Below are 11,956 nucleotides of genomic sequence, written 5' to 3' on the forward strand. Positions count from 1 at the left end.
GAACGAATGGATCGCACGATTAGGCTAGATTGCTTTCCACAAAGCTGCGTCCGGCAATCATAGCCGCATTGCTGGTTTCGTAGGTTCTGCGATCGCACAGCAAGTTTAGCTCCGGATTGATAATCCAGCAGAGATAGCTATCTTTGCCACTGCGGCTCACGCCCACAATCCAACCGGGGTAGGCGGACAGTTGGACAATAGATTCGTTATTCATGGCTTTGGCTCCTATGAATTGGATGATACCGCTACAGCGGCACCCGCTTGATGAGTTGGTAGTGGTGCTTAAGTAAAGACTTATTGTGATAAGTAGGTTGGCATAAATAAACGCACTTAAAAACTCAGGGAAGTGCCCCTCCGGGGCGCTCCCCCGGGTTTTTGAATATGCATTTATTTATGTGCAGCTACTTAAGCCTATACGATTAATACCTATTACTTTTGCGAACTACCATATTTTCTAATTTGCCGAAGACAATCTGTTCTGCAATCCCTATCAGGGGTTATTTTGCAGATGATACTCTGCATGAACAGTATCTTCTGCCACTTATGACTACACCGATTTCTAAAATCATTCTGGACACTGACCCTGGCGGTGACGATATTTTTGCGCTGCTTTGGCTGCTAAGTCTGGTACAGCAAGGCTTTGCTGAATTGGTGGCTGTGACCACAACTGCGGGAAATGTGTCTGCTCAGCAAACGTTTCTTAACGCCAGCCAAGTCTTGACTACCGTTGGGTTTCCCCACATTTCCGTGGGACGAGGTGCCACAGCGGCTCAAACGTCGGCTCAAACGTTGGTGCAGGCCGATGCCTCGCACATTCACGGATCAGACGGCATGGGCAACCTGTCAGCTAGCCTCAAGCCAGCAGTTCATGCCGTTGACCAGGCTCCCAGCTCAATCGACATATTAATTCACAATTTGAATCAAGCTCCGGGCGAAATCACTCTGGTCGTCGTTGGTCCCTTAACAAACTTGGCTGCTGCCGAAGCCACCCAGCCTGGGGTGCTCCAGCAGGCGAAGGAAATTGTGATTATGGCGGGCGCGTTTGACTGTGCCGGAAATGTCACGCCTCAAGCCGAGTTTAACGTCTGGTTTAATCCGGCAGCGGTGCAGACGGTATTGGAGGCGGCCAAAGATGTAGTAGTAATTCCCCTGGATGTGACGCGCCATCTGATTTTTACAGATGCGATGGCGGCACAGTTGACGCAGGCGAATGAAGGTGCGATCGCATCTTATATCCGTAATCTATGCCGCTTTCTGACCCAAACTAATCTTGCCTATCGCGAAACCGGAGGATGTCCTGGATTTCTTGTGCATGATGCTGCAACGCTAGCCTACTTGTTTTATCCTCAAACGTTGCTGCTGCGTCGAGCCAAAGTACAAGTTGAGACGACTGGCGAATACACACACGGCCAAACCATTATGGATCGCCGTTTTTCACCCCAAACAAATGCCAATGCTTGGGTGGCAATGCAGGTTGATGCCGTGAACTTACTCGCTAGTTTAATTGAGGATTTGAAGATACTAGTTGCACAGTCAGACAATGGCCATTGTTTGTGACTCTTTTTTGTGACTTTTCTTGTGACTCACTGATGATCAAAGCTATATCACGTGCATTTCTGCGATCGCATTAATCTGCATCGGTCTAAACTATCCTTAAAATTAAACAGAAGGTAATGAAGGAACACGAGTTAGTCTGACATGCGCGTACTGGTCGTGGAAGATGATGCAGGGATTTCCAAATTTATTCATCAAGGTCTGCACGAAGCAGGATATGCTGTCGATCTGGCTTCTAATGGACGAGAAGGGCTAAACTACGCCGTTGCCGCTGAATACGATGTAATCGTACTTGATGTTTTACTTCCTGAATTGGATGGTCTTACTGTCTTGAAAGAGCTGCGGCAACTAGGATTGCAGACTCCTGTGTTGCTCTTAACAGCACGGGATAGCGTACAGGATCGGGTATTGGGACTAGATGCAGGGGCCGATGATTATCTGATTAAACCATTTGACTTCATTGAATTGCTGGCTCGACTACGGGCCTTATTAAGGCGTCCTCCTCTTCAGTCCGATGTGATCCTACAGGTAGGAAATCTAGAGATGGATACCGCCAAACGGTTTGTCAGGCGGGGTGGTCGGCTCATTGAACTCAGCCCGCGAGAATTTTCTCTGTTAGAGTATTTGATGCGTCACCCAGGCCAAGTTTTAAGCCGAACTCAAATCGCTCAACATGTCTGGAGCTTTGATTTCTATGGAGACTTCAAAGTAATTGATGTGTATATAGGCTACCTTCGGCGCAAAATTGATCGGAACGAACCTTTTTCTCTGATACAAACAGTTCGAGGTGTAGGCTATCGTATCAGCGCTGATGGCGGGGAGTCGCTATCTAATTAGTGACTTATTTTATTAACTTAAGTAGGTTGGCATAAATAAATGCATATCTAAAAAACCGGGGGAGCGCCCCGGAGGGGCGCTCCCCCGGTTTTTTAGATGCGTTTATTTATATACAGCTACTTATTAAGGTGCTAAATAAAGCTATGTTCTCCCGTCAGGGAACTGTAAGTAAGGGTTAATAGGTCATTTAGTGCTTCTGGCTGAGTTGATCTTCCTGACCAGTATTTCCTCTTTTTTCACGGTTTATCTAAGATGAAGTCCCGTAAACCTTGGCAAAATTTGCGGATACGATTAGTTGCCTGGTATAGCTTGCTAGCAGGGCTTTCCATGCTAGCTTCAGATAGCTTCATTTATCTAGAATTTCGTCAGACATTACTCAATCAGGTTGATAGTGCATTAGAAGTAACCGCCATTCAGGCGTTGAAGAACCTTGATGATGAAGTTGATGACTTAAAATTTGATCCCCGTCAAGAAGCTCCTGTTTTAGGATCATTGTTGAATGATGCAGGTGTCGAAATTTATTTGCTAGGGGAAGACGGCTCTGTGAAAGAGCATTTTGGTGACTCACTCACATTACCGACCCAGCCGGATCTAAAGCCTGGCTTCAAGACGCTCAAGACCCAGAACGGGCGGTGGCGAATTTACACCCAAGAGATATTACCGCTTAATGAAAGGCCCTCCGGATGGCTCAAAGTGGCCCGTTCTCTCCAACCTGTAGATACTACCTCAAATAATCTTCTGAATCTTCATCTCCTGAAGGTTCCACTGCTCCTCGGTATGGTTGGCTTGGGAGGAGCGTTTCTTGCTAATCGTGCTCTGAAGCCCATTGGCCAAATTACTCGAATGGCAGAGCGGGTCAGAGTCAGTGGTGATCTAACTCAGCGTATTCATTATCAAGGCACAACCGATGATGAGTTGGAGCAGTTGGCAACTATTTTTGACGAGATGTTAGATTCGTTGCAAGCGACATTTGAGCATGAAAAGCGATTTACAGCCGATGTATCCCATGAGCTACGGACACCGCTTACAACCCTCAAAGGACGATTGCAATTAGCGCTTAGTCAACCGCGTACAGCAGGCGTATATGAGGAAACACTGCAAGCTATTGAACAGGAAGTTGATCGTCTGATTCGTCTCAGTAGCGATCTGTTATTGCTATCTCGTCTTGAACAGCATCACCAGGAAGTACAGCTTGAACCGATTGATCTGAGCGATTTATTGGCCGCAATCTCTGAACAGATTCAACCACTGGCTGATCTTCAACATCTTCAGTTTTCCACTCAAGTTGTGCCCAATCTGCAAATTCAAGGTAGCCCGGATCAGCTGATTCGTCTATTTCTTAATCTGCTAGAAAATGCGGTGAAATATACACCTGCTTATGGCAAGGTCAGTTTGACGACAACTGATTGTGGGGCTTGCATTCAAATTAAGGTGAGTGATACTGGGATGGGTATTTCGCAAGAGCATCTACCTCATTTATTTGAGCGTTTTTATCGAGTGGAAAAGTCGCGCTCCCGTACTGTTGGTGGATCGGGTTTGGGCCTAGCGATTGCTCAAGAAATTGTCCACCGTCATCAGGGAACCATCACAGTCCAAAGTCAGCTTGCACGGGGCACGACTTTTACGATTACGTTTCCTCAATACATCGCATCGTAAGAGCTTTCTTACCATTTTCCTACCGTTGTCTTACTACCTGACTTCTAGACTGGGTTCAGTTTACCGATACAGGCTGACAGATGAATCGAACGACTGCCTGTTTCCATATGTTGCTTTGAAGCAATGTCATAAGACATGTTGTTCTATCCATCCGTCATGCAATAGACGCAGCAAATTGAGGGTTATCTGAATGAAATTATTCACAACAGCATTAATGATCGCAAGTGGTTTAGTTGCGGTGAATGTGATGTCAAATGCCCACGCGCAGCAAAGCCGCTCTTTCAGCGGAACGGTGGAGCGTGTTTGGGAAGATGGCTTTCGGTTGAATGCAGGCAATCGTATTCTGCGAATTGATTCCTGGGATCTTTGCGGCGACTTTACAGCAAGTTATATCAGCGCGGGCGATCAACTGACGGTAACAGGTGAATTTGAAGGACGTGAATTTGATGCCTTTTCCATCACTAATCCTGATGGAACTGCAACTTGTGGCCAGAATGACTGATCAACAATAAAATGCGTAGCCAGCCGATCTAGAGACCGCTGGGCATGATAAACGATAAGTTATCAATACCAGCGACCTCTAGATCACTACCCGTCGCCACCCTCTACGACGGTCAGCAGTTCCTGGTAGAGCAGTACAGCCTAGGAATGATACCGAGTTTGCACCTGGTTGATACTCGCCATACACCGATTACGGGTGCCCAGGTTTTGGCGATGGGAGCCTCCGAGTTTGATAACTAGACCTCTTGCATGAATCGAAAAACACAACGTGATCACAGGGACTTCAGCCTTCAAATTCTGGTTTGTGCAAGAGGTCTACTTGCCGCCCCTGCCTGCTGTCCCTATCGAAATCAATTGATTAATAGACTTTATTGGAAATAAAGTTTTTGGGGTCGGAAATTGTTTTGTAGCGCGGCGAAGCCGCGCTACAAAACAATTTCCGATAAAGTCTAATGAAGAAATTGGGTCAGGTGAAAGTATCTTCGTAACGCCTTTACGCCAGAAGCTCAGAAGGCAGAGAATTATGCAATTTAATCTCTGTGGGTCTAATTCCCCGTGGCTTGCCACGTTAGTGGTAGCGCGGGAGTGCGTCCCGAAGGGCAAATTCCGTAATGCCCCGTCCGCTTGCGGCGGGGATAGGAATTTGAGCGCCCCGCGAGATTTACTTTTTTGGCGAAATTGTTGCTGGTTCATGTTAGCGTAGGCAGCATGTGACCTATTTCAAAGATAATAAATTCAAAGATAAACCCCAACAGGGTTGAAAAGTAGAGTTTTCCCTCAGGGAAAACTCTACTTTTCAACCTGGATTTGGTTTAAGAAATTCAAAGATAAGAAATTCAAGATTCTTGACCCTTGAGGGTACTAGACAGCTCTCAACATCAACGACAATATGAAGATCATTCGATGGACGGACTCTTCATTCGTTGAGAGACTTTGCAATGCTCCAACTACCCATCAAAATTTTGGTTCTGGCTGCTAATCCTAGCAATACCGATCGTCTGCGTCTCGGCCAGGAAGTGCGGGATATTGAACACGAGCTTTTGCTAGCAAAAAGCCGGGACTGCTTCGAGCTAATCAGCAAATGGGCCGTGCGGGTGGATGATTTGACGGGTGCTCTTCTAGAACATAATCCCCAGATCGTTCATTTTTCCGGTCACGGAGGGGGCCACGAAGGATTAGCGCTGGAAGACGATGATGGCAACTTGCAACTGGTTGAGACAGAACCTTTGGCACAGTTGTTCAAACTAGTACGGAAGACGGTTCAATGCGTCGTTCTAAATGCTTGCTACTCCCAAGTGCAAGCGGCTGCCGTTCACCAACATATTGATTGTGTCATTGGCATGAATAAGGCGATTGGGGATAAAGCCGCCATTCAATTTGCCACTAAGTTTTACCAAGCGTTGGCAGCAGGTCGTTCTTTTCAGGATGCTTACGATTTTGCCTGTACGGTTCTCAATTTGTCCGGTAGTACTGAATCAACTATTCCTATCCTGCTAAATCGCAATGAGACAGAGAATCCCCTTGGATTTTTGACGCCTGCAATGTCACTTCTACCTGAAACCCCTGATTCTTACAATTTCCCAGCACGGCAATCTCAATCTGTCAGTAATATCACTAGCGGTAATGGTTCAAACATTTCTGTCAATCAGTCTGGTAGGGATATCATCCTAAACCAGAGCAGCACTCAGAGTAGCGCCAGCAACATTGATCTGCAAGCCGCTCTAGATGCGATCGCACAACTAAAGCAAGCAATCGCTAGCAGTCCAGAGCTAAACCCGATCGAGAAAAAGACCGTTGCAGTGCCGATCGACATGCTGGAGTCAGAATTACGCAAGCCTCAACCTGATAAGAGTCTAGTCGATCAAGCGATCGCAACTCTCAAAAAGACCTTGGATGGAGTTGTGGCTCTGGCCAAACCCATTACCAAAGTTGCAGCTTTAGTCGCTAACGCTTGGGGAGGTTTGCTATGAACTCAGATCCGAACCAGATTCCTCCAGACGAACAGCTCTCTGATCAGCAGCAATCCGTCAGGGATGTTCAGATCCAAGGGCATAACAACACGTTCAATATGCTCCAGGCGGCGCGAGATATTATCTTGACTCAAACCCAGATTATTCAAATCTCGGTCGAAGAAGTCAAAACGCGATCGCTAATTGAAGCATCGCCCTACAAGGGATTAAAACGGTTTGAGGCTAATGACCGTGAACTGTTCTTTGGACGAGATCAACTGATTCGAAGTTTGGTTACTGATCTGGAGACGAATAATCTAATTTTGCTGCTGGGGGCTTCTGGTAGCGGTAAATCTTCAGCTGTACGGGCTGGATTAACGCCTCGACTGAAGCAAACGTGGGGCTCTCAATTTTTACCAATTTTCTTTACCCCCGATCGCGACCCCTTTGAATCGTTATATGCCAGCTTATTGCAAACCTTTAAGCAGGATAAGGCAAAAGTTGCTCGCCAGACAGACTACAAAACGCTGATTCAAACTGTTAAAACTCTAAAACCTACAAATCAGCAGTGGCTCATTCTCATCGATCAGTTTGAAGAGCTGTTTACCCTAACACCACCTTCAAAGCGAGCGGTCTTTATCAAGGCGCTATTGGCCTTAAATAGCGCTCTTCAGCATGCTGGATGGCACTCTGTTAAGTTGATTTTGACAATGCGGGCTGATTTTTTGGATCGAATTAGCGCTTACCCTAATCTGGGTCGGTTGCTTCAAGGACACATACAGTTAGTAACCGATATGCATCCTGATGAATTAAGGCTAGCGATCGAGCAGCCTGCAGCTCATAACGGTGTTGTTTTTGAAGAAGGCTTGGTTGAAGAAATCATCAAAGATGTGCAAGGTCAGGCTGGCTCTTTGCCGTTGCTTCAGTATACGCTCGACCTACTTTGGCAGCGAGATGATATTCGCGATCGCACTCTCAATACGCAAACTTATCGAGAATTGGGTGGTGTACGGGGTGCGCTCCAGCGCCGAGTGGACACAATCTATAGAAGCTTTAACCCTGAAGAGAGAATAGAAGTTAAACAGATTTTTCTAAAACTGGTGGATGTTGTCGGTTCGATCGAAGAAGTTGATCTAGCAGGTCGAGCCGTCAGTAAACGAGTTTCACTAATGTCCTTTGAGGATCAACATGAACGTCAAATTCTTCAAAGGCTTGTTGACTATAATCTCCTAGTTAGTAATGATCGACGACAATCAACTGATGATAATTTCTTTATTGTTAGCAAGGAACAGTACTCAACAGTTGAAATTGCTCATGAGGCTCTACTAAGTTCATGGAAAACCCTACAAAATTGGATTGATGAAAGTAAGGAAGTCATCATTATTAATAATCGTTTGCGAGATGACTCTATTCGATGGCGACAGCTTTTGAATACTGACCCAGCGGCTGCGGAAGAGGAGCTTTGGAGCGGCACAAAACTTGACCGGGCTTTAGAACTGCAACAGCAAAAGCTATTTGAGATTACCCTGGGTGGATTAACTGAAGATGAAAAAGCTTTTCTTCAAAGCAGCGTTGACCGACAGCAGCGGTTACGCCAGGAAGCAGAGGCTAGAAGACAGCGTGAGTTGAATTTAACTCGTAACGCGTTGGAACAGGAGAAACGGGCTGCTGCTGAAGCTAAGAAAGCACAGGCACAAGAACGTAAAGCTCGTAAAGCTACTCAAAAATTTGCGATCGCTATAATTGTTCTTTTGGTGGCAGTAGTTGGTGGCAGTGGATTGATCGGATGGCAACGGCAGCAGCAGCGATATGCTCAACAACAGCAGCGATATGCTCAGCTTGTGGCTGATGTTGCTAAGGGTGTTATCAACCCCGAACTGTTACCAGTTGCAGCAGATATCCTTGAACAAGGCAGACAATTTCAGCAGGTCGGTCGTATAGAGGACGCTCTATCGAATTATCAAGTCGCACGAGATTATGCTATGAGTTTGCAGTCTGCAGCCACGGAAAATTTGACAGACGACTTTGATTCCGTGGGCATAGAAGAATTATTTACTCACTCCACAGATGCAATCATTTCAATAATTTGTGCAGAAAGATTGCCAGAACTAAAAAGTTATCTGGAAGCTAATGAAATTGGTAAACCAAGAGAGTCCGGAGATGTCACAGACCTCGAAAATCGATACGAAGTTGGAGCCCTTAGGTCTACTTATATTGTGGCGATAAGAGATACTGGTGCTGATCTTGATGATGACGGAATATTAAGCGGGCCAGAAGAAACTGATAGAATACCCTGCCCAATATTACAAGATATTGAAGAGGCATGGCGAGAGCTTACAAATAATGACTGCGGCTGGTTTGGTCCACCTGACGATTTTGAAGATAGCTTAAACCGTTTCAATCCAAATTGTAATCAGCTCAATGAATCAACACTTTCAGCAGAAATCTTTGTTCAGCAAACTTATATTGGCGAAAATCGACTCATTCAATGTGGCATAGGCGAAGTGTAGATGCACAACGACTGAGTCTAACTCAAAATTCCTCATTGTTTTCTAGATAAAGATGTTATGAGACTTCTAAAAAACAGCACAAAAATAAATCTGCGTTATCGCTTCAAGTGGATCATGGTGGCCGCCCCTGTGGTTTTTGCACCTGCATATATTCTTTTGGCTTGTCTAGAAGGATATGGCCAGATTTTCGACCGCAATCCTACTGGAGCAATCATCAGCAATCAACCTAACGGTAGCGATCCAAATGTGACTAATGTTGAGATTATCCGTGAGTTTATCCCTCCAAATGGGACTCTGATCATAAGTGACTCAAAGCGGGCGGATCGGAATGACTCAGTGGTTTCATATTATCAAAAGGTCACTGTGCGGAATGACAGTCGTTCTTATGCTGCAATGAACTTCTACAACAATGGAAGGCCGATGCAGCTAGTTGTTAAATTTGGTCCAAATGGTAGTGATGGAAGCGCTACAAGCTTTATATTTCCGTGTGTAGATTGGTCTGGAAGTTCTGAATGGAGTTGGGGTGTTAGAAAAAACGGAGGTACCTGCGCACAAGGTGTGAAGGTTGAACACAGTAGATATGCAATCAGCACAATTGACCAGTTAATTAATGCACCCCATGCCGCGTTGACGAAAACCATCGACTTGATCAGCGATGCTTCTCCTCTAAATAATTTCGCTCGTTACTGTGGTGCGGTTTCAGCAAGTGGTAATGGATGGGAATATGATGTCTCTCAAGAAAATTGGATTGATGTCTTCTCTCCCAATGCATCTCCATGCCAAGAGACCGTCCAACTCTGTGAAAGCAATACCGGTAGCGAATGCTTTGATGTTACTTCTGGAGAATGGGCTTTTGACCAGTCAAATTTAGCAGTATCACTTCGTTGTGAAGATGATCGTAGTTTTGTTCGCAATAACCTTAATGGTACAGATATTGAATTAAGCCTTCGTGAGTTGAAAAATGAAGCGATCGCCGAGTCCAAAACTAGCTGTGCGCCAGCTGTAATCAGCGAAAGTACAGTTATTGTTCAGCCCTATGGAACTGAGGCAACGAAAGTAAAAACAAGTAGAACAGACAGCCAAATAATCATTGATACATTAGCAGGTGCAGCCTTTGTTCGTTCAGTTGCTGATCCTGGAGGCAAAGTCGTATTTAAGGGTGAACGTTATATCTACACCGTTCCGGGAAGAACCCGTGACATTGTTGCTTCAAGTACAGAAACAGCCCCCCTAGATTGCAATGATTTTCGAATTCCTGGTGATCCTGAAGCGGATGAGTTTGCTGCAATCTGTGCTCAAGGAAACGAGGCGCAGCGTGCGCCAGCTTGGCAACAATACGATATTTCTTCTCAAGCATTTCAAGTTGGGTTGTTATCAAAGCAGATTACTGCTCAAGAGACTGAACCCCCGTACGCTAGTTTGAAAATTCCGACCGACTGGACTAATGACATCACTGGTTCCAGTGGCTCTGTCCCTGTGTGGCTTATCAATACACAATTTTTTGGAGATTTTGTAGCCTATAAACAATCAGCAGAACCTGTCAACAATAGCAACTTCACAGATACTCAAATTGTTTATGTACTGAGAAGTGAGCTTTCAGAAGATGAAGACTCACTAGATGAAATAGCTGCTAATCTTCGGCAAGACGATGTTACTGCAACCGTTCGTCGAGTGAGCTTAGCTGATGGAGAAGGACTTGAATATGCGACTCTTGCAACAGTTGACAGAGTGGATAATAGTATTCCCGTCAAGCGGTCGGTCTATTATCTAATTCAGGGGAACTATCTTCACAATATTATTTTGGATTCGTTCGGTGAATATGTGCAGCAAGAAGGAGCTGAACAGGATCTGAGGAAAATTGCGCAATCTTTCCGACTTAATCAAGATCAATTTGCTGCTGACCAAAATCAATCAGCAGATGGTTCATTCTGATATGAAGGGAGATATGTATCTATGAAATACGGATTTTGGGCCATCAGTTTGGCTTCTACTTTTACAGTTGGATTTAGCAGCTTACTAGCTAAACCTGCATTCAGTTCCGACACTATTTTCTTGTGTGAGACAGTTAATGGAATATTAACAACCGTTGCACATATCCGAGAACAGCCAGAACCCGTTGAGATTGTGCGCTGGCAGTCCTCGCGCTGGTTTGATCAGCTTTATCCTCCTGCCAAACGGTGCCAGGAATTTGCAAGTCGGCTTCAAACTTACTACGCGTGTGGATTCATAACAGAGTTTTTGGAAAATACAGGCGATCTACCTAGTCCTTTTTTCGTAGAGACTCGGACTTTTCCGTGGTCGCAGGCTCAGTTTCCGGTCATCTATGTAAAGGTTCCTCCCGGACGAGGAGACGATCGCTGTGCATCCCAACGTACAGCAGATCAGGAATTGTTGCTGCTGATGCTGGAACCCGGAGCCGAAACTGACACGATTGTTGAGCAGCTAGAAACTATACGTAGAGGTATTGGAGAGCCTATTCTTTCCGGTTCTGACAGATAGTTCCAGATACCAGTATTTGAAATCCCATATAGTAGACTTTGTTGGAAATAAAGTTTTTTGGCGTTGGAAATTGTTTTGTAGCGCGGCGGAGCCGCGCTACAAAACAATTTCCGATAAAGTCTAGTTAATCATGCTTGTGGTGAATACTAGAACCACAGATGAGTGTTAGCAGAAGCCTGTTTGGATTTACGATATTAAGCGACTGTAAATGTGGTGGGCTAATCCGGCAGCGGCAATGAGTGAATCGTCACTTTTTTGATAGCAAGGGGGCATCGCGCTAGAAACGACCATTGCGATCGCAGATCAGGCCCTATACAAAGCCAAAACTGAGGGGCGAAAGACCTAGCGAGGCGGTTCGCGCTAAATTTTCATATGTAAAGGGAGCTTAGCACCGCCAAGCTCCCCCATTTCATTCATTGAACACACAACTACTTTGCTTACTTGGAATAC

The 11,956-nt window shown here is 45.4% G+C and carries 10 protein-coding genes; 9 read left to right on the forward strand and 1 reads right to left on the reverse strand.

Annotation, left to right across the window (positions count from 1 at the left end; translation table 11 throughout):
• Window positions 1–19 precede the first annotated feature (19 nt).
• Complete coding sequence (locus tag AC286M_RS03990; RefSeq protein WP_488203151.1) at window positions 20–214, reverse strand: hypothetical protein; 195 nt, start codon at window positions 212–214, stop codon at window positions 20–22.
• Window positions 215–543: 329 nt separating this feature from the next.
• Here AC286M_RS03990 and AC286M_RS03995 point away from each other — a divergent pair, with 329 nt between their 5' ends.
• From AC286M_RS03995 to AC286M_RS04035, 9 genes are all read left to right on the forward strand, one after another.
• Window positions 544–1,557 (forward strand): nucleoside hydrolase, encoded by a 1,014-nt coding sequence (locus tag AC286M_RS03995; RefSeq protein ID WP_488203152.1) that lies wholly within the window; start codon window positions 544–546, stop codon window positions 1,555–1,557.
• Window positions 1,558–1,698: 141 nt separating this feature from the next.
• Window positions 1,699–2,391: a response regulator transcription factor gene (locus tag AC286M_RS04000; RefSeq protein ID WP_488203153.1), complete on the forward strand. Its 693-nt coding sequence runs from the start codon at window positions 1,699–1,701 to the stop codon at window positions 2,389–2,391.
• A 327-nt stretch (window positions 2,392–2,718) separates the two neighbouring features.
• Window positions 2,719–4,047: a sensor histidine kinase gene (locus AC286M_RS04005; RefSeq protein WP_488203154.1), complete on the forward strand. Its 1,329-nt coding sequence runs from the start codon at window positions 2,719–2,721 to the stop codon at window positions 4,045–4,047.
• 190 nt (window positions 4,048–4,237) lie between these two features.
• On the forward strand, window positions 4,238–4,549 hold the full coding sequence (locus tag AC286M_RS04010) for a hypothetical protein (protein ID WP_488203155.1): 312 nt from the start codon (window positions 4,238–4,240) through the stop codon (window positions 4,547–4,549).
• 44 nt (window positions 4,550–4,593) lie between these two features.
• The gene (locus AC286M_RS04015; RefSeq protein WP_488203156.1) at window positions 4,594–4,788 is read left to right on the forward strand and encodes a CHAT domain-containing protein; all 195 of its coding nucleotides are present in this window, start codon (window positions 4,594–4,596) and stop codon (window positions 4,786–4,788) included.
• 698 nt (window positions 4,789–5,486) lie between these two features.
• Complete coding sequence (locus AC286M_RS04020) at window positions 5,487–6,518, forward strand: CHAT domain-containing protein (RefSeq protein WP_488203157.1); 1,032 nt, start codon at window positions 5,487–5,489, stop codon at window positions 6,516–6,518.
• Window positions 6,515–9,007 (forward strand): nSTAND1 domain-containing NTPase, encoded by a 2,493-nt coding sequence (locus AC286M_RS04025; protein WP_488203158.1) that lies wholly within the window; start codon window positions 6,515–6,517, stop codon window positions 9,005–9,007. Before AC286M_RS04020 ends, AC286M_RS04025 begins: the two co-directional genes overlap by 4 nt.
• A 57-nt stretch (window positions 9,008–9,064) precedes the next feature.
• Window positions 9,065–10,939, forward strand: a complete 1,875-nt coding sequence (locus tag AC286M_RS04030; protein WP_488203159.1) for a hypothetical protein — start codon at window positions 9,065–9,067, stop codon at window positions 10,937–10,939.
• Window positions 10,940–10,960: 21 nt separating this feature from the next.
• Window positions 10,961–11,506 carry a COP23 domain-containing protein gene (locus AC286M_RS04035; RefSeq protein ID WP_488203160.1) on the forward strand — a complete coding sequence of 182 codons (546 nt, stop codon included), beginning with the start codon at window positions 10,961–10,963 and terminating at the stop codon, window positions 11,504–11,506.
• Window positions 11,507–11,956 lie beyond the last annotated feature (450 nt).

The sequence above is a fragment of the Thainema salinarum CENA647 genome (genome assembly GCF_057732415.1).